Source organism: Vulcaniibacterium gelatinicum (genome assembly GCF_008033445.1).
Classification (GTDB): domain Bacteria; phylum Pseudomonadota; class Gammaproteobacteria; order Xanthomonadales; family Xanthomonadaceae; genus Vulcaniibacterium_B; species Vulcaniibacterium_B gelatinicum.
The window spans coordinates 133,991-151,513 of the sequence record NZ_VNKO01000002.1 but is presented as its reverse complement, the minus strand read 5'-3'; the positions used below and the strand labels follow the sequence as shown (position 1 = coordinate 151,513).

General features: G+C 72.7%; 19 protein-coding genes. 7 read left to right on the top strand and 12 right to left on the bottom strand.

The window, feature by feature from the left end; all coding sequences use genetic code 11:
* Positions 1-127: 127 nt before the first annotated feature.
* The 4 genes from FPV26_RS02195 to FPV26_RS02180 all read right to left on the bottom strand — a co-directional run bounded on the left by FPV26_RS02195 (position 128) and on the right by FPV26_RS02180 (position 4,186).
* A complete protein-coding gene (locus FPV26_RS02195; RefSeq protein ID WP_147652051.1) occupies positions 128-1,210 on the bottom strand; it encodes an acetylornithine deacetylase in 1,083 nt (360 codons plus the stop codon).
* A gap of 1 nt (position 1,211) precedes the next feature.
* Positions 1,212-2,423: an argininosuccinate synthase gene (locus FPV26_RS02190; RefSeq protein ID WP_147652049.1), complete on the bottom strand. Its 1,212-nt coding sequence runs from the start codon at positions 2,421-2,423 to the stop codon at positions 1,212-1,214.
* 32 nt (positions 2,424-2,455) lie between these two features.
* Entirely contained in the window at positions 2,456-3,460 is a 1,005-nt protein-coding gene (locus FPV26_RS02185; RefSeq protein ID WP_147652047.1) for an N-acetylornithine carbamoyltransferase, read from the bottom strand.
* 246 nt (positions 3,461-3,706) lie between these two features.
* Complete coding sequence (locus FPV26_RS02180) at positions 3,707-4,186, bottom strand: hypothetical protein (protein ID WP_147652045.1); 480 nt, start codon at positions 4,184-4,186, stop codon at positions 3,707-3,709.
* 90 nt (positions 4,187-4,276) lie between these two features.
* Here FPV26_RS02180 and cysS point away from each other — a divergent pair, with 90 nt between their 5' ends.
* The 3 genes from cysS to FPV26_RS02165 are packed head-to-tail and all read left to right on the top strand — an operon-like array spanning position 4,277 to position 7,384.
* Positions 4,277-5,644, top strand: a complete 1,368-nt coding sequence (cysS, locus tag FPV26_RS02175; RefSeq protein WP_147652043.1) for a cysteine--tRNA ligase — start codon at positions 4,277-4,279, stop codon at positions 5,642-5,644.
* 37 nt (positions 5,645-5,681) lie between these two features.
* Positions 5,682-6,137 carry a SufE family protein gene (locus FPV26_RS02170; protein WP_147652041.1) on the top strand — a complete coding sequence of 152 codons (456 nt, stop codon included), beginning with the start codon at positions 5,682-5,684 and terminating at the stop codon, positions 6,135-6,137.
* Positions 6,134-7,384 (top strand): MFS transporter, encoded by a 1,251-nt coding sequence (locus tag FPV26_RS02165; RefSeq protein WP_147652039.1) that lies wholly within the window; start codon positions 6,134-6,136, stop codon positions 7,382-7,384. The genes FPV26_RS02170 and FPV26_RS02165 overlap by 4 nt, the downstream gene beginning before the upstream one ends.
* Positions 7,385-7,450: 66 nt before the next feature.
* Here FPV26_RS02165 and dksA read toward each other — a convergent pair whose 3' ends face one another.
* Positions 7,451-8,371: an RNA polymerase-binding protein DksA gene (gene dksA, locus FPV26_RS02160; protein ID WP_246109181.1), complete on the bottom strand. Its 921-nt coding sequence runs from the start codon at positions 8,369-8,371 to the stop codon at positions 7,451-7,453.
* A 99-nt stretch (positions 8,372-8,470) separates the two neighbouring features.
* On the opposite strand from dksA, the gene yidD reads away from it, so the two are divergent.
* Genes yidD through FPV26_RS02145 form a run of 3 tightly spaced genes read left to right on the top strand, consistent with a single transcriptional unit; the run spans position 8,471 to position 10,889 of the window.
* Positions 8,471-8,707, top strand: a complete 237-nt coding sequence (gene yidD / locus FPV26_RS02155) for a membrane protein insertion efficiency factor YidD (RefSeq protein ID WP_220429062.1) — start codon at positions 8,471-8,473, stop codon at positions 8,705-8,707.
* The gene (locus FPV26_RS02150; RefSeq protein WP_147652033.1) at positions 8,704-10,053 is read left to right on the top strand and encodes a dihydroorotase; all 1,350 of its coding nucleotides are present in this window, start codon (positions 8,704-8,706) and stop codon (positions 10,051-10,053) included. Before yidD ends, FPV26_RS02150 begins: the two co-directional genes overlap by 4 nt.
* Entirely contained in the window at positions 10,050-10,889 is an 840-nt protein-coding gene (locus FPV26_RS02145) for a M23 family metallopeptidase (RefSeq protein ID WP_147652031.1), read from the top strand. The genes FPV26_RS02150 and FPV26_RS02145 overlap by 4 nt, the downstream gene beginning before the upstream one ends.
* Before the next feature lie 201 nt (positions 10,890-11,090).
* On the opposite strand, the gene folE2 is transcribed toward FPV26_RS02145, so the two are convergent.
* The 7 genes from folE2 to efp all read right to left on the bottom strand — a co-directional run bounded on the left by folE2 (position 11,091) and on the right by efp (position 16,407).
* Complete coding sequence (folE2, locus tag FPV26_RS02140) at positions 11,091-12,011, bottom strand: GTP cyclohydrolase FolE2 (RefSeq protein WP_246109180.1); 921 nt, start codon at positions 12,009-12,011, stop codon at positions 11,091-11,093.
* Positions 12,012-12,108: 97 nt separating this feature from the next.
* The gene (locus FPV26_RS02135) at positions 12,109-12,825 is read right to left on the bottom strand and encodes a squalene/phytoene synthase family protein (protein WP_147652027.1); all 717 of its coding nucleotides are present in this window, start codon (positions 12,823-12,825) and stop codon (positions 12,109-12,111) included.
* Entirely contained in the window at positions 12,822-13,520 is a 699-nt protein-coding gene (locus FPV26_RS02130; protein WP_147652025.1) for a phosphoglycolate phosphatase, read from the bottom strand. The genes FPV26_RS02135 and FPV26_RS02130 overlap by 4 nt, the downstream gene beginning before the upstream one ends.
* Positions 13,517-14,230, bottom strand: coding sequence for a bifunctional 2-polyprenyl-6-hydroxyphenol methylase/3-demethylubiquinol 3-O-methyltransferase UbiG (gene ubiG / locus FPV26_RS02125; protein WP_147652023.1), 714 nt, complete (start codon positions 14,228-14,230; stop codon positions 13,517-13,519). The genes FPV26_RS02130 and ubiG overlap by 4 nt, the downstream gene beginning before the upstream one ends.
* Positions 14,227-15,561 carry a TRZ/ATZ family hydrolase gene (locus FPV26_RS02120; RefSeq protein WP_147652021.1) on the bottom strand — a complete coding sequence of 445 codons (1,335 nt, stop codon included), beginning with the start codon at positions 15,559-15,561 and terminating at the stop codon, positions 14,227-14,229. Before FPV26_RS02120 ends, ubiG begins: the two co-directional genes overlap by 4 nt.
* Positions 15,561-15,800, bottom strand: coding sequence for a hypothetical protein (locus FPV26_RS02115; RefSeq protein ID WP_147652019.1), 240 nt, complete (start codon positions 15,798-15,800; stop codon positions 15,561-15,563). The genes FPV26_RS02120 and FPV26_RS02115 overlap by 1 nt, the downstream gene beginning before the upstream one ends.
* A 40-nt stretch (positions 15,801-15,840) precedes the next feature.
* Positions 15,841-16,407, bottom strand: coding sequence for an elongation factor P (gene efp, locus FPV26_RS02110; RefSeq protein WP_147652017.1), 567 nt, complete (start codon positions 16,405-16,407; stop codon positions 15,841-15,843).
* Positions 16,408-16,502: 95 nt separating this feature from the next.
* On the opposite strand from efp, the gene epmB reads away from it, so the two are divergent.
* Positions 16,503-17,507: an EF-P beta-lysylation protein EpmB gene (epmB, locus tag FPV26_RS02105; protein ID WP_147652015.1), complete on the top strand. Its 1,005-nt coding sequence runs from the start codon at positions 16,503-16,505 to the stop codon at positions 17,505-17,507.
* Positions 17,508-17,523: the final 16 nt, after the last annotated feature.

Genomic DNA, 17,523 nt, shown 5'->3' with positions numbered 1-17,523 from the left:
GGATTGACGCGGACAAACGCGGATGAGACGAAATCGGTTCGGTTTCCTGGGCAGCGCAGCTCCACGGCAGGGTGCCTGTTCTTTTTCCTCGATCCGCGCCCATCCGCGTGGATCCGCGTCAAAAGACTCATTGCAGGATCCTCCGCATGGTCTCGGCGTAGGTCGCGAGTTGTTCCAGCGCCACCCACTCATCCGCGGTGTGGGCCTGGGCGATCTCGCCAGGCCCGTACACCAGCGCGGTCATGCCGGCCTGCGAGAACAACGAAGCCTCGGTCCAGAAGTCCACCGCCTCGCCGACCGGCAGGCCGAGCGCGTCGGCCAGGTCGCGCGCGGCCAGGCGCCGCTCCTCGGCGGTGGCGACATCGCCCGCCGGCAGCGGCGGGCCGCGGAAGGTCTCCTCGTAGCGCGCCAGCGCGCCCGGCTCGGCGCAGGCGCCGAACTGCGCGTGCAGGGCGTCCATGTCGTGCGAGGGCAGCGGCCGGAAACCGAAGCGCACCTCGGCCGACGGCGCGATCACGTTGGCCTTGATCCCGCCCTCGATCCGGCCGATGTTGAAGCGCAGGCCGGTCAGGCCGCCGAAACGCGCCTGCGATTCGGATTCGACCAGCGCCAGCGCGCGCGCACCCCAGCGCAGCGCATGGTGCAGCGCGTTCGCCTCCAGCGCGTCGGCGCCGGAGGCGTGGCCGGCGCGGCCCTGGAAGCGCAGCAGCACCGAGCTGATGCCGCGGTGCGCGAGCACCGCGCGGTTGCCGGTGGGCTCGGCCACGATCGCCTCGTGGAAGCCGTGCGCCTGGCCCAGGAACGCGGCGATGCAGCGCGGGTCGTTGGCCTCCTCGTCGCTGCTGAACAGGAACGCGGCGTCGCCCGTGGTGCGCGCGGCGGCGGCGAGCAGCCCGGCCGCCGCGCCCTTGATGTCGCACGCGCCCAGGCCGATCGCGCGGTCGCCCTCGACCCGCAGCCGCAGCGGATCGCCGGTCCACGCCGGCGAGTCCGGCACCGTGTCCAGGTGCACGTTGAACACCCGCCGCGGCGTGCCGCGCACCGCCAGCAGCGAGACCGCGCCGTCGCCGTGGTCGGTGACGGTGCAGGAAAAACCCGGCAGCTGCGCGCGCAGGTAGTCGAAGATCCCGCCGGCGCCGATCCGGCGCGGCGGGTTGCGGGTGTCGAACGACACCAGGGCCTCGAGGTGGCGCAGGACGTCGTCGAGCACGTCAGCCGCTCCCGTCCTTCGCGTCCGCGTTCACCTGCGCCCACAGCGTGCTGCTCATGCCGAACAGCTTGATGAAGCCTTCCGCCTCCTCCACGCCCCAGTCCGCCGACTGGGCGTAGGTCGCGCCCTTGGCGTTGAGGATGTGCGGCGAGCGCACCGCCACCGCGTCCACGCGCCCGCCGCGGGTTTCGAGCACCACCTCGCCGTTGACCATGCGCTGCGACGCGGCCAGGAATGCCTCCAGGTCGGTCTTGAGCGGATCGTGGAAGAAGCCCTCGTACACCAGCTCGACCCACTTGCGCGCGACCTCGGGCTTGAACCGGTTCTGCTGCTTGCTCAGCACCGCCTCCTCCAGCGCGCGGTGAGCGACCAGCAGCGCGGCCAGGCCCGGCGCCTCGAACACGATCCGGCCCTTCAGGCCGATGGTGGTGTCGCCGGTGTACAGGCCGCGGCCGACGCCGTACTGGGCGAACATGGTGTTGAGCTGGGCCAGCAGCTGCGGCCCCGGCATCTCGCGGCCGTCGAGCGCCACCGCCTCGCCGTGGACGAAGCGCAGCGTCGTGCGCAGCGGCTCGGCCGGCCAGGCCTCGCGCGGCGCGCACCAGCCGCGCGCGCCCTCGCCCGGCGCCTCCCAGCGGTCGATCTCGCCGCCGGACAGGGTCACCCCGAGCAGGTTCTCGTTGATCGTGTAGGCCTTCTGCTTCGCGCGCACGCCGAAGCCGCGCTCCTCCAGGTAGCGCTGCTCGTAGGCGCGGACCTCGGTGTGCTCCTTCTGGATCTCGCGGATCGGAGCCACGATGCGCCACGGGCCGGAGGCCTTCACCGCCAGGTCGAAGCGCACCTGGTCGTTGCCCATGCCGGTGCAGCCGTGCGCGATCGCGTCGGTGCCGAGCGCGCGGGCGCGCGCCAGCGTCGCGTCCACGATCAGGTAGCGGTCGGAGACCAGCAGCGGGTACTGGCCCTGGTAGCCCTCGCCCGCCCACACGAACGGCTTGACGAAGCCCTCCCACAGCGCCGGGCCGCCGTCCACGGTGACGTGCGAGGCCACGCCCAGCTCGGCCGCGCGCTGCTCGATGTAGGCGCGCTCGGCCGCGTCCACGCCGCCGGTGTCGGCGAACACGGTGTGCACGTTCCAGCCGCGCTCCTTCAGGTACGGGACGCAGAAGCTGGTGTCGAGGCCGCCGGAGAAGGCGAGGACGATGTCGTTGCTCATGGGGGCTTGTCTCAGCGGAATGTGGGGAGGGGTCACTGCCGCACCAGTGCGGCCATGATCGCCTTCTGCACGTGCAGGCGGTTCTCGGCCTCCTCGATGGCGATGCAGTTCGGCGAATCCATCACCGCGTCGGTGGCCTTGACGTTGCGGCGCAGCGGCAGGCAGTGCGAGAACACGCCGTCGCGGGTCAGCGCCATCTTGGCCTCGTCCACGATGAAGTGGCGGAAGCGGTCGCGCAGCGGCTTCTCCTCCTCCCAGCGTCCGAAGTACGGCAGCGCGCCCCAGCTCTTGGCGTACACCACGTCGGCGTCGCGGTAGGCGCCCTCGATGTCGTGGCTGACGGTGAGCGAACCGCCGCTTTCGGCGACGTTCTGCGCGGCCCAGTCCATGTAGCGTTCGTCGAGCACGTACTCGGGCGTCGGGCACAGCAGGGTCACGTCCATGCCCATGCGCGTGGCGATGGTGAGCGCGGAGTTGGCGACCGCCGTGTTGAGCGGCTTCGGGTGGTAGGTCCAGGTCAGCACGTACTTCCTGCCGCGCAGGTCCGCCGTGCCGAAGCGCTCCTGCAGCGCCAGCACGTGCGCCAGCTCCTGGCAGGGATGGGTGATCGTCTCCATGTTGATCACCGGCACCGGCGAGTAGCGCGCGAACGCGCGCAGCACCTTGTCCTCGCGATCCTCGGCCCAGTCGCGGAACTTCGGGAACGCGCGCACGCCGATCAGGTCCACGTAGCGGCCGAGCACGCGCGCGACCTCGGCGATGTGCTCCTCGGCCTCGCCGTCCATCACCGTGCCCACGTCAAACTCGATCGGCCAGGCGTCCTTGCCCGGCTGCAGCACGATGGCGTGCCCGCCGAGCTGGAACGCGCCCAGCTCGAAGCTGGTGCGGGTGCGCATGGAGGGGTTGAAGAACACCAGCGCGATCGAGCGCCCCTTGAGCTGGTCGCCGAGCGGGCGGCGCTTGAACTCGGCCGCCTGCGCCAGCAGCGCGTCGAGTTCGTCGCGGGACCAATCCTGGGTGTTGAGGAAGTGCTTCATGGCGGCGAGGAGTCGGGGAAGTCGGGGAAGAGGCGGCCGGAAACGAAAAAGCCCAGCGCGGAGGCTGGGCTCGGTTCCGTCACGGGACGATGACGACGGACGGCTACCCAGCCGGGTGGCGGGGCTCCGGTCGGCGCGCGCGCGAGGTCATCCCTGCCGCCATGCGGGCGGAGGTCAGGATCTCGGCGTCGGCGCGGAAGGGCATCATGGGGCGCGCATCCTCGCACGCGGGGCGGCCGCGCGCAATCACCGCTCCTCCATCGGCGGCACGTACGGCGTCACGGAAATCCGGATCCGCAGGTGGTTGCCGGGGTCGTAGGGCAGCCGCGAGCGGTACTTCATGCCCCGATAGACGTAGTCCACGTCGTAGGCGATGGGGCGGCGGAACTCGCGTTCCACCGGAACCATCCTGCAGTTCTCGGATGCCTGCCGCTGCGCCTCGCGGCGGGTCAGCGCGTCCCGCACGCTGTTGGCCAGGCGCGACATCGGCCGCTCGTCCCTGGCGTCATCCTCAGGGCAGCGGGGCTCCATGCGGGTGGCGCGCAGCACCTGGTACACCGGCTTCACCCGCAGCACCTGGGCCACCTCCCAGCGCACGTTCTCGGGCTGGATCACCGTGGTACCGGTCGTCGCCCGCGGCTCCTGGGCACGGGCGGCGGCGCCCCACAGGCACAGGCCCGCCCCCAGGACGAGGAGGCAGGCGGGGGTCGGCAGACGAGGCGACATGCGCACAAGTGTATGCGCCCGCCCCCGGCGCCGGGCTGAACCCCTGCTGTCATGGCCGCTAGAATGGCCGGCTCCACCGGTGGTCCCTCCATGAGCCTGCGCCTCTACAACAGCCTGACGCGCCGGGTCGAGCCGTTCACGCCGCTCGATCCCCGCTGCCCCACCATGTACGTGTGCGGGCCGACGGTCTACAACTACGTGCACATCGGCAACGCGCGCGGCCCGGTGGTATTCGGCGTGCTCGCCGACGTGCTGCGCCGCCGCTTCGGGGGACTGCGCTACGCGCGCAACATCACCGACGTGGATGACAAGATCAACGCCGCGGCGCTGGAGCTCGGCGTGCCGATCGAGGTGATCACCGCCCGCTACGCCGCCGCCTACCGCGAGGACATGGCCGCGCTCGGCGTCGCCCCGCCCGACCTCGAACCCACTGCAACCGGGCACATCGTCCAGATCATCGCCATGATCGAGCGCCTGATCGCCTCCGGCCACGCCTACGCGGCCGAGGGCCACGTGCTGTTCTCGGTGGCGAGCTTCCCGGAGTACGGCAAGCTCTCGCGCCGCGACCCGGAAGAGATGCTGGCCGGCGCACGGGTGGAAGTGGCGCCGTACAAGCGCGACCCGGGCGACTTCGTGCTGTGGAAGCCCTCCACGCCCGAGCTGCCGGGCTGGGACTCGCCCTGGGGCCGCGGCCGCCCTGGCTGGCACATCGAATGCTCGGCGATGGCCGCCACCCACCTCGGCGAGACCATCGACATCCATGCCGGCGGCGTGGACCTGCAGTTCCCGCACCACGAGAACGAGATCGCGCAGAGCGAATGCGCGCACGGCGGCAAGCCGTTCGCGCGCTGGTGGCTGCACAACGGCATGCTCACCTTCGGCGGCGCGAAGATGGCCAAGTCGGTCGGCAACATCCGCCGCGTGCACGACCTGGTCCGCGAGCACCCGCCCGAGGCGCTGCGCTACGCGCTGCTGTCGGCACACTACCGGCAGCCGCTGGACTGGTCGGACGCGCTGATCGAGCAGAGCGTGCGCACGCTCGACCGCCTGTACGGCACCCTGCGCGACCTGGCCGACGTGGCCGCCAGCCCGGTCATCCCGCAGAGCGTGGAGGACGCGCTCGACGACGACCTCAACACCCCGCTGGCCCTGGCCGAACTGGCGCGCATCGCCGCCGACGCGCGCAAGACCGCCGATCCCGCCGAACGCGCGCGTCTGAAGGGTGAACTGCTCGGCGCGGGGCTGGCGCTCGGGCTGCTGCAGCAGGATCCGGCGCAGTGGTTCGCCCGCGGCGCCACCGACACGGACGAGGCCCGCATCCAGGCCCTGATCGAGGAGCGTGCGGCGGCGAAGCAGGCGCGCGATTTCGCCCGTGCCGACGCGATCCGCGACCGGCTCGCGGCCGAGGGCATCGTGCTGGAGGACACCCCGCAAGGCGTGCGCTGGAAGCGGGCGTAAAATCCGCTCCGCGCACCCTGCTCCCTGCCCCTCCGCAATGAACGCCGTCGCCGCCCCCGCCACGCCCTTCCCGCTCGAGCCCACCGCGGCCGAGGCGCAGCGGGCGATCGCCGATGAATTCGCGTTCTTCGACGACTGGTCGGAGCGCTACCAGTACCTGATCGACCTCGGGCGCAAGCTGCCGCCCTTCCCCGAGGCGTGGAAGACCGAGGAACACCGCCTGCACGGCTGCCAGTCCCTGGTCTGGATCGTGCCTTCGGGCGACGCGCGCCGGCTCGACTTCGCCGCGGTCAGCGATTCGGCGATCGTCTCCGGCCTGATCTACCTCGCCCTGCGCGTCTATTCGGGCCGCCCGGCGGCGGAGATCCTGGCCACCGAGCCCGACTACATCCACGCCATCGGCCTGTCCAGGCACCTCTCGCCGACCCGCAGCAACGGCCTGGCCGCGCTGCTCGGCTTCATCCGCGACACGGCGCGGGCCGCGGCCGCGTGAGCGGGGCCGCCACGTCCACCAGCCCGTTCGCTGCGCCCGGTTTCCGCGGGCTGATGGCGTACCGGCTGCTCACGATCCTGTCCTACCAGATCGTCGCGGTCACGGTCGGCTGGCACGTGTACGAGCTGACCCGCGACCCGTGGGCGCTGGGCCTGATCGGCCTGGCCGAGGTGCTGCCCTACTTCTGCGTGGCGCCGTTCGCCGGCTACCTGGTGGACCACCTGCCGCGGCGCAAGCTCGGCGCGGTGGCCTGCGCGGGCCTGGCTGCGACCGCAGGCGTGCTCACGGCGATCGCGGCCGGCGGGATCCCGGTGCATGCCGGCGGGATCGCACAGGCCTGGCCGATCTACGCCGCGATCGTGCTCACCGGCGCGGTGCGCGCATTCCTGGGCCCGGTGTACAACGCGCTGTTCGCGCGGGTGCTGAGCCGGGCCCTGTTCACGCGCGGGGCGAGCATCGGCAGCGTGGTGTTCCAGCTCGGGCTGGTGCTCGGGCCGGCGCTCGGCGGCCTGATCGTGGGCTGGGCCGGCAAGACCGCGGCCTACGCCGTCTCGCTCCTGCTCGCGCTCGGTGCCAGCGTGGCGATCGCGCGCCTGCACGTGACCGAGCCGCCGCTGCTGCTGCAGCGGGCGCCGGTGTTCGCCAGCATCCGCGAAGGCCTGCGCTTCGTGTTCGGGCACCAGATCCTGCTCGCGGCGCTGGCGCTGGACATGTTCGCGGTGCTGTTCGGCGGCGCGGTGGCGCTGCTGCCGGCGTTCATCAAGGAAATCCTGCACTACGGCCCGGAGGGGCTGGGCATCCTGCGCGCGGCGCCGGCGCTGGGCGCGGTGGTGGTCGGGTTGTGGCTGGCCCGGCACCCACCGGAACGCAACGCCGGCCGGATCCTGCTGTTCGCGGTGGCCGGTTTCGGCCTGTGCATCATCGGCTTCGGCCTGTCCACCCATTTCTGGCTGTCGGCGCTGCTGCTGCTCGGCTCGGGGCTGTGCGACGGGGTGTCGGTGGTGCTGCGCTCGACCATCCTGCAGCTGGCCACACCGGACGAGATGCGCGGGCGGGTGTCGGCGATCAACGGCATCTTCATCGGTTCGTCGAACGAGCTGGGCGCGTTCTACGCCGGGACGATGGCGCGGCTGCTGGGCCTGGTGCCGGCGGTGGTGTTCGGCGGCTGCATGACCCTGGGCGTGGTCGCCACCACCGCCAGGCTGGCGCCGCGGCTGCGGCGGCTGGACCTGCGCGAGCTGCACTGAGCCCGCCGGAAACGAAAGGCCCCGCGCGCTGGCGGGGCCTTCGTGGCTGCGGCAATGCGCGGGCCTTCAGTCGCCCATCTGCTTCTGCAGGTGCTCCCAGCGCTCCTGCGCGTCAATGGTGCGCTCGGCGGTCAGGCGCGCCTCCAGGCGCTCCAGGCCGATTTCCTCGCCGGTGTCCACGCAGTAGCCGTAGTCGCCGTTCTCCAGCCGCTTGAGCGTGCTGTCGATCTTGGCGATCAGCTTGCGGTAGCGGTCGCGGGTGCGCAGCTCGAGCGAGTTCTCCGTCTCGCGGGTGGCGCGCTCGGCCTCGTCGCCGACGTCGCGCACCTCCTCCTTGAGGTTCTCGATGGTCTGCTTGGATTCCTCGACCAGTTCGGCGCGCCACTGCAACAGCCGCTGGCGGAAGTACTCCTGCTGCAGCGGGTTCATGTACTCCTCGTCCGGCGAGGGCTTGTAGCCGGGCGGGAGGATCGGGCGGCCGGTGGCATCGTCCACCTGGTACGGCACCACCTTCACCTTGGCCTTGGGCGCGGGCGCGGCGGGCTTGGCGGTCACGGCGACGGCAACCTTGCCGGCCGGGCGCTTCGGGGCAGGGGCCGGCGCGGGGACAGGCGCGGGCGCCGCCTTCCGGGGCTCGGCCGGGGCCGGGGTGGCGGCGGGTTCGGGCTGCACCGCGCCGGTGCGGGTGGCCGGGCGGGCCGCCGGCTTCTTCACCGCGGTCGGCTTGGCCGGAGCCTTCTTCGCAGCCGGGACGGGCTTGGCGGCCGGCGCCTTCGCCGGGGACGCCTTGGCTGCCGGCTTGGCGGCGGGCTTCTTCGCGGCGACGGGCTTGGCGGCCGCCTTCTTCGCGACCGGCTTCTTCGCGGGCGCCTTGGCCGGCGCCTTCTTGCTGGCCGCAGGCTTCTTCGCGGCGGTCTTGCTGGCGGCGGGCTTGCTGCTCTTCTTCGCGGCCTTGGCGGCCTTCTTCGCTGGTTTTTTCGCTGCCACGGGCAGGACTTCCTTTCGTTCCCTTGAGACGGGAAAGCGCGCTGTTATACCCTGCCCCGCCAGCAGCGGCAACCTCGCAGGCCGCATTTCCGGAGACGCTTGATCGACCGCCTGCTCATCGCGGGGCTGCGCGCGTACAAGCGCTGGCTGAGCCCGCTGCTCGGGCCGCGCTGCCGGTTCGTGCCCACCTGTTCGGAATACGCGATGACCGCGATCGCGCGCTTCGGCGCGCTGCGCGGGAGCTGGCTGGCGCTGCGCCGGATCAGCCGTTGCCATCCCCTCCACCCCGGCGGCCACGACCCCGTGCCGCCCCTGCCCCCCGGATCCCGCCGATGACCACTTCGACCCTGATCGTGAATGCGCGCCTGGTCAACGAAGACCGCGAGTTCGACGGCGACCTGCGCATCGAGGGCCGGCGCATCGCCCGGATCGGCAGTGGCCTGGCCGCGCGCCCGGGCGAGACGGTGGTGGACGCCGCCGGCCGCCGCCTGCTGCCGGGGATGATCGACGACCAGGTGCACTTCCGCGAACCGGGGCTGGAGTACAAGGCCGACATCGCCACCGAGTCGGCGGCGGCGGTGGCCGGCGGGCTGACCAGCTTCATGGACATGCCCAACACCAACCCGCCCACGCTCGACGCCGCCGCGCTCGAGGACAAGTACCGGCGCGCGGCCGGGCGGGCGTGGGGCAACTACGGCTTCTACCTCGGCGCCAGCAACGACAACCTCGAGGCGATCCGCGCGCTCGACCCGCGCAGCGCGCCGGGGATCAAGGTGTTCATGGGCGCTTCCACCGGCAACATGCTGGTGGACGACCCGGCGGTGCTGGACGGGATCTTCCGCGAGGCACCCACGCCGATCATCACCCACTGCGAGGACACACCGATGATCGAGGCCGAGCTCGCCCGCCACAAGGCGCGCTACGGCGACGACATCCCGGCCCACTGCCACCCCGACATCCGCTCGCGCCAGGCCTGCCTGAAGTCCACCGAGCTGGCGATCTCGCTCGCGCGCCGGCACGGCACGCGCCTGCACGTGCTGCACATCAGCACCGCGGACGAGCTGGCGCTGTTCGAGCACGGCCCGCTGGTGCGCGCGGACGGCTCGCGCAAGCGGATCACCGCCGAGACCTGCATCCACTTCCTGCGCTTCGACCGCGCCGACTACGCCGCGCTCGGGCACCTGATCAAGTGCAACCCGGCGATCAAGGACGCCGCCGACCGCGAGGCGCTGATCGCCGCGCTGGCCGACGACACCCTCGACGTGCTCGCCACCGACCACGCGCCGCATACGCTGGAGGAGAAGTCCCGCCCGTACACCGGCGCGCCGAGCGGGTTGCCGCTGGTGCAGTACGCGCTGGTCGCGGCGCTGGAACTGGTGCACGAGGGCCGCCTGACCACCGCGCAGGTGGTGCGCAAGTTCGCGCACGCGCCGGCGCAGCTGTTCGACTTGGCCGAGCGCGGGTTCCTGCGCGAGGGCTACTTCGCCGACCTGGTGCTGGTGGACGACACCCCGTTCACGGTGCGGCGCGAGGACGTGCTGAGCAAGTGCGGCTGGTCGCCGTTCGAGGGCCGCACCTTCCACTCGCGGATCGCCGCGACCTGGGTCAACGGCACGCTGGCGTGGGACGGCACGCGCCTGGTCGGCACGCCGCAAGGAGAGCGGCTGAGGTTCGCGCGATGAAGCGCCTGGCCGCCCTCGCCGCACCGTTCCTGCTGTCCGCGGCGGCCGCGGCCGCCGCCTCCGACCGCGCCAGCGAGGTGCCCGAATCGGTGCCGCAGGGCGCGCTGGTGGTCGCGCGCACCGAACCGGGCAACACGGTGACGCTGGGCGAGCGGCCGCTGCGGGTGAGCGACGACGGCCGCTTCGTGTTCGGCGTCGGCCGCGACCAGACCGGGCCGTTGCGCTTGACCGTGCACTGGTTCGACGGCGCCACCGAGACCGTGAACATCGCCGTCGCGCCGCGCGAATGGCCGCTGGAACGGGTGGACGGCGTGCCGCCGGAAACGGTGGAGCCGCCGCCGGAGATCGCCGCGCGGATCGCGCGCGAGCAGACGCTGGTCGCGGCCGCGCGCACCCTGGACGACCCGCGCACCGATTTCGCCCATGGCTTCACATGGCCGGTCGAAGGCCGGATCAGCGGCCGCTTCGGCCACCAGCGCGTGTACAACGGGGTCCCGAAATCGCCGCATTCCGGCCTGGACATCGCCGCGCCGGAAGGCACGCCGGTGAAGGCGCCCGCGGCCGGCATCGTCACCTTCGCCGCGCCCGACCTCTACCTCACCGGCGGCACCGTGCTGCTCGACCACGGCCACGGCGTGAGCAGCAACTTCCTGCACCTCTCGCGCATCGACGTGCACGTGGGCCAGCGGGTCGAACAGGGCCAGGTGATCGGCGCGGTCGGCGCCACCGGCCGCGCCAGCGGCCCGCACCTGCACTGGGGCATGAACTGGTTCGAGGTGCGGGTGGATCCCCTGCGGCTGGTCACGCCGCCGCAGGATGATGTCGCGGGGGATTGACGGGGAGAGCTTCTGCCACGGATTTGCACGGATGAACACGGATGAAGCTTCTCAGGGAGCCTTTGGGCAACCGTGTTTTCGTCATCCCGGAGAAAGCCGGGACGACGACTTGTCCTAACCTCGCTTTACGCTTGATCCGTGTTGATCCGTGCAAATCCGTGGCAAAAAGGCTTTCTTCAGCCCGCCAGCGACACCCCAACCTCAGCCGTTGCGGCCCGAGACGCGGGCGACGGCGTCGTGGGGGTGCAGGCTCTCGAAGTGGGCGACGGTGACGTCCCAGGCGGCCACGCGCAGGTCGGCGGCGAGGGCGGCGGCGACGCGGCGGGCGGCGTCCTCGCAGAACATCAGGTTGGCGGCGTTGAGCTCGGCGAAGGCCTGCTCGTCCTCGCGCTTGACCGCGGTCTGCACCGGCGTGCCGAGCGCGGCCTCGACCGCGTCCACCAGCGGCAGCAGCGGCAGCTCGTCGAAGGCCGGGCGCAGTTCGACGCGCACCGCGGCGCGGCTGCGCTGCGCGTGCGGGGTCGCGGCCAGGCCGCGTTCGGAGGCGAGCCATTCGCTGACCACGCCCGCCGACAGCGGCCGCGCGACGGCGAAGTCCTGGGCGAAACGTTCGGCGTTGAGCTGGCGCGAGAGCGCCGCCGAGGCCGGACAGGTGCTGGAGTACTCGACCGCGAACGCGAGCCAGAGGCGGAAGTGGCCCTCGACCAGCTCCGCGGAAATCTCCACGGGGTAACGCTTCCAGCCGGCGTGGCCGCTCTCGAGCGCGGGCCGCAGCAGCAGGTGTTCGTAGCGCACGCAAAGGCGCGCCGAGGACGACAGCCCCTGCTGCGACTCGACGAACCCCTGCAGCACCCGGCGCAAGCCCGGCGGGGTGACCGCCTCGGCCGCGAACGCCTGCTGCAGCTGCAGGTACAGGCGCGACATGTGGATGCCGCGCGCGCCGGCGTCGCGCAGATCCACCGCGGCGTCCACCGAGGCCGCCACCTGCACCGGCCGGCCCTCGGCGTCGGCGATCCGCACCGGCAGCGCGATCCGCTCCATGCCCACCCAGTCGAGCGGGCGCGCGAGCGCGGCCGCGTCGTGGGCGACGTCGGGCAGCGGCGGCGTCGGGCGTGAACTCACAGCGGGGATCCGGGGAGGAAGCGGACAGGCATTGTACCGGCCCCGCCCCGTCCGCCCGCGCAACGCTGCGTCCGCGGCGCGGGCAGGCAACCGATGCTCAGCCGCGCGCGGCGCGCCACACCGGCAGCAGCAGGCGCCAGGCCGACACGGGCGCGCCCGGCGGCCGGCCCGCAGCGAGCAGGCACAGGCGCTCGCGCACCAGCGCGGCATGCACGCGCCCGGGGCGGCTGCCCTCGTGCGGCGGCGGCCAGCGCTGCAACAGCTCGCCGGCCCAGTCGCGGACCGCGTGGCCGGTGCCGGCCCGGGCCAGGGCCTGCAGCGGCACCGCGGCTTCGCCGGCGCACAGCAGGCGCTCGCCGAGCAGGCCCATCACCACGCTCGCGGCCGGCGCCGGGGTGGCGCTCTCGAACAGGGCCCCGGCCACGCCGGCCACCCCTTCGGCGAAGGGTTCGAGCACGGTCGCGGCCTCGTGCGTGTCGGCCGCGCGTTCACGGCTGGCCATCAGCGCCGGCAGACAGGCCGCGAGCAGCGGCCACGGGGCCGGCAGCGGCTGCAGCGCGCGCCCGAGCGGGTGCCGCCGGCGGCCCTCGGCCCAACCGTGCAGTTCCTCGGCCCACCAGCCGAGCTTGGCCTCGCCCGGACGCGGATCGCTGCCGCCCCAGGCGGCGTCGGTCAGTTCCTGGCGCAGCGCGAACCAGGCCAGCGCCCGCTCGCGCTGGTCCACGGGCACGAAGGCCTCGGCCACGCGCCATTCCGGCCAGCGCGCGCGCCACTTGTCCAGGAACGTGCCGAGCGCGACCTCGCCTTCGCTCATTCCGGCGCTCCGCCTTGCGCCTGCGGCCAGGCCGCGGCGGCGCTCAGGGCCTCAGGCGCTTCGATCATCACGTCGCCCCGCCAGGAGGCGGGATCCTCGCCGTCGGGGCGGTAGCCCCACAGCGCGACCACCGAGGGCATGCCGGCCGCGCGCGCGGCGACGATGTCGCGTTCGTCGTCGCCGACGTACACGCACGCCTGCGGCGCCACGCCGAGCGCACGCGCGGCGTGCAGCAGCGGCTCCGGATCGGGCTTGCGCACCGGCAGGGTGTCGCCGCCGACCAAGACCGCACAGCGCGCGTCCCAGCCGAGCAGCGGCAGCAACTGCCGCGCCAGGTATTCGGGCTTGTTGGTGACGATGCCCCAGCGCGCGCCGTCGGCCTCGAGCGCGCCGAGCATGGCCTCGACACCGTCGAAGGGCGCACCGTGCCGGGCCAGTTCGCGCTCGTACGCGGCCAGGAACGCCGGCACCATCGCCTCGCGCTCGCTCGCCTCCAGGTGCGGGAAGCCGGCCGCGAGCATCGCCCGCGCGCCCTTGGACACGTGCGGGCGCAGCGCGGCCAGCGCCATCGGCGGCAGCCCGCGCTCCGCGCGCAGCACGTTGACCGTGGCCAGCATGTCCGGCGCCGAGTCGAGCAGCGTGCCGTCGAGGTCGAACAGCGCCAGGCGCGGGAAACGTCGGGGCGGCACGCTCATTCCGGCTTGCGCGCGCAGGCGAGGTAGTTCACGTCGGTGCGCGGGGTCAGGCGCGCGCCGTTGCGCCAGGGCTCGTACATCAGACCGGTGACGTCCTCCAGCTCCAGCCCGCATTCGCGCAGCCACGCGGCGAGCTCGGACGGCTTGATGAAGTCGCGGTAGCGGTGGGTGCCCCTGGGCAGCACCCGGGCGATGTATTCGGCGCCGACGATCGCCAGCGCGAACGCGGCCGGGGTGCGGTTGAGGGTGGAGACGAACAGGCGCCCGCCGGGGCGCAGCAGAGTGGCGCAGGCGGCCAGCACCGAGCCCGGGTCGGGCACGTGTTCGAGCATCTCCATGCAGGTGACGAGGTCGAACGCGCCGGGCATCCCGGCCGCCAGTGTCTCGGCGCCGGCGTGCCGGTATTCGACCTTCACCCCCGACTCCAGGCCGTGCAGGCGGGCGATCCTGAGCAGGTCCGGGGCGAGGTCGATCGCCGTGACCTGCGCGCCCTCGCGCGCCAGCGCCTCGCTCAGCAGCCCGCCGCCGCAGCCGACGTCGAGCGCACGCGCGCCACGCAGGGGCGCGCGCTGGGCCACGTAGGCCAGGCGCACCGGATTGAGCGCGTGCAGCGCCTTCTGCGGCCCTTCCGGATCCCACCAGCGGTGGGCCAGCTCGTTGAACTTGTCGAGCTCGGCCTGGCTGAAGTTGTCCTCGCGCGGGGTGCTCATTCACCGGTCCTGGCCGCGAGCACGCGGTCGCGCCACTGGCGCGCGTTGGCGACGATGGCGGCCACGTCCATGTCCACCAGCGCCCGGTCGCGCAGGCGGCGGCGGCCGGCGATCCAGACGTCGCGCACCTGGTGGCGGCCGGTGGCGTACACGAGCTGCGAGATCACATGGTGCAGCGGCTGGGTCTCGAGTTCGCCGAACTCGACCAGCACCAGGTCGGCCTGCTTGCCCGGCTCGATCGAGCCGACCAGGTCCTCGAAGCCGAGCGCGCGCGCGCCGCCGAGGGTGGCCGCGTGCAGCACGCTGGCCGCGTCCAGCGCCGAGGCGTCGCCGGCCACGGCCTTGGCCAGCAGCGCGGCGGTGCGCAGCTCGCCGAACATGTCGAGGTCGTTGTTGCTGGCCGCGCCGTCGGTGCCGATGGCGAGGTTGACGCCGGCGCGCCGCAGCGCCGCCGCCGGGCAGAAGCCGGAGGCGAGCTTGAGGTTGGACTCCGGGCAGTGCACCACGCTCACCCCGCGCTCGGCGCACAGCGCGATCTCGGCCTCGGTGAGCTGGGTCATGTGCACCGCGATCAGGCGGTCGTTGACCAGGCCGAGCCGGTCCAGCCGCGCCAGCGGGCGCTGGCCGAGGGTGCGCTGCGACTCCTCCACCTCGTGCGCGGTCTCGTGCACGTGGCAGTGCACCGGCACGTCGAGCTGGTCGGCGAGCATGCGGATGCGCTCGAAGTTCGCGTCCGACACCGTGTACGGCGCATGCGGGCCGAAGCAGGTGGCCACCAGCGGGTCGTCGCGCCACTGGTCGTGCACCTCGCAGGCGCGGTCGAAGTATTCGTCGGCCGACCTGGCCCAGGCGGTGGGGAAGTCAATGATCGGCAGGGCCACGCGCGCGCGGAAGCCGTGGCGCTTGTACACCGCGGCCTGCACGTCGGGGAAGAAGTAGTTCTCGTTGCAGCAGGTGGTGCCGCCGCGCAGCATCTCGGCGATCGCCAGGGTCACGCCGTCGGCGACGAACTCCGGCCCGATCAGCGCGCCCTCGATCGGCCAGATGTGGTCCTGCAGCCACTGCATCAGCGGCAGGTCGTCGGCGACCCCGCGCAGCAGGGTCATCGGGTTGTGGGTGTGGGCATTGACCAGGCCCGGGATCAGCGCGCCGTCGGGGCGCGCCACCGTCTCCGCCGCGGCGAAGCGCGCACGCGCCTGCGCCACCGGCAGCACCGCGAGGATGCGCCCGTCGCGCACCGCAACCGCATGGTCCTCGAGCACCGCGCCATGCGGCACCACCGGCACCACATGGCCGGCCTCGATCAGCAGGTCGCAGGGCTCGCGCTGCATCACCAGACGCCGGCGCCGAGCGCGTAGGTCAGGCCGAACGCGCCGGCGCCGAACAGCAGCCAGGACAGCAGCATCAGCCGCAGCGCCTCGCCGTAGCCGAGCGCGCGCACCGCCGGGAACAGCCGCGGCAGGGTGCTGTTCCACAGCCACAGCACCGCGCCGGCGGCGAGCAGCACGCCGAACAGCCAGATGACGAGGTAGCTGAGGGTGGACTCCATGTACAGGGTCTCCGTTTCCATCCTGCGCGACGGAGCCGGCGGCGTGCCGGCCCCGGTTCCGTCACTTCACGCGGCTGACGTACTCGCCCGAGCGGGTGTCCACGCGGATCACCTCGTCCTGCTGCACGAACAGCGGCACGCGCACCACCGCGCCGGTCTCGAGCTTGGCCGGCTTGCCGCCGCCGCCCGAGGTGTCGCCGCGCACGCCCGGGTCGGTCTCCACGATCCTGAGCTCGACGAAGTTCGGCGGCTGCACCGCGATCGGGGTGCCGTTCCAGAGCGTGACCACGCAGGTCTCCTCGCCCTTCAGCCACTTCTCCGCGCCGCCCATGCCGGCCCTGTCGGCCTGCACCTGCTCGAAAGTCTCGGGATTCATGAAGTGCCAGTATTCGCCGTCGGCGTACAGGTACTGCATGTCGGTGTCCACCACGTCGGCGACCTCGACCGAGTCGGTGGCCTTCATGGTCATCTCGACCACGCGCCCGGACTTGATGTTGCGGTACTTCACGCGGGTGAAGGCCTGGCCCTTGCCCGGCTTGACGTACTCGGTCTCGGTGATCACGCACGGCTCGTTGTTGACCAGGATCTTCTGCCCGGTCTTCACGTCGTTCATGCCAAGGGTGGCCATGGAATGCTCCTGCTGGGCCGCCCCGCGGGGCGGCTAGAATGGTGGGCTTGGGTTCTCCGGCTGCGCCGGAGCGCCCGGAAGGAATCAGACCCGGCATGATACCCGCTGCGCCCTCGCCCCTGCAGCCGCCGCGCTGGCAACAGCTGTGGCGCGAAGCCGTGCGCGACCCGCGCGAGCTGCTGCGCCTGCTCGGCCTGCCGGACCTGGCCGCGCGGGTCGGCGCCGAGGCCGCGGCGCAGTTCCCGCTGCGGGTGCCGCGCGGCTTCGTGGCGCGCATGCGCCCCGGCGACCCGGCCGACCCGCTGCTGCGCCAGGTGCTGCCGCTGGACGAGGAACTGCGGCCCATGCCGGGCTTCGTCGCCGATGCGGTCGGCGATGCCGCCGCGCGCGCGGCGCCGGGCGTGATCCGCAAGTACCGCGGCCGCGCCCTGCTGATCGCGACCGGCTCCTGCGCGGTGCACTGCCGCTACTGCTTCCGCCGCCACTTCCCCTATGCCGAGGAAACGGCCGCGGCCGACCACTGGCGGGCCGCGGTGGACTGCATCGCGGGCGACGCTTCCATCGACGAGGTGATCCTCTCCGGCGGCGACCCGTGGTCGCTGGCGACCTCCAAGCTGGCCGAGCTCACCGCCGCGCTGGCGCGCATCCCGCACCTGCGCCGCCTGCGCGTGCACACCCGGCTGCCGGTCGTGCTGCCCGAGCGGGTGGACGATGCGCTGCTGGACTGGCTCGCCGCCCTGCCCTGGCCGGTCACGGTGGTGCTGCACGCCAACCACGCCAACGAGTTCGACGCCCCGGTGGACGCTGCGCTCGCGCGCCTGCGCGCGGCCGGCGCCGTGCTGCTCAACCAGGCGGTGCTGCTGCGCGGGGTCAACGACAGCGTCGAGGCGCTGGCCGCACTGAGCGAGCGCGCGTTCGCGGCCGGCGTGCTGCCCTACTACCTGCACCAGCTCGACCGGGTGCAGGGCGCGGCCCATTTCGAAGTCCCCGACGCGCGCGCGCGCGAGCTGCACGCGGCACTGGCCGCACGCCTGTCCGGCTACCTGGTGCCGAAGCTGGTCCGCGAGGTGCCCGGCGACCCTGGCAAGCGCCCGCTGTGACCAAGGCCCACATGGA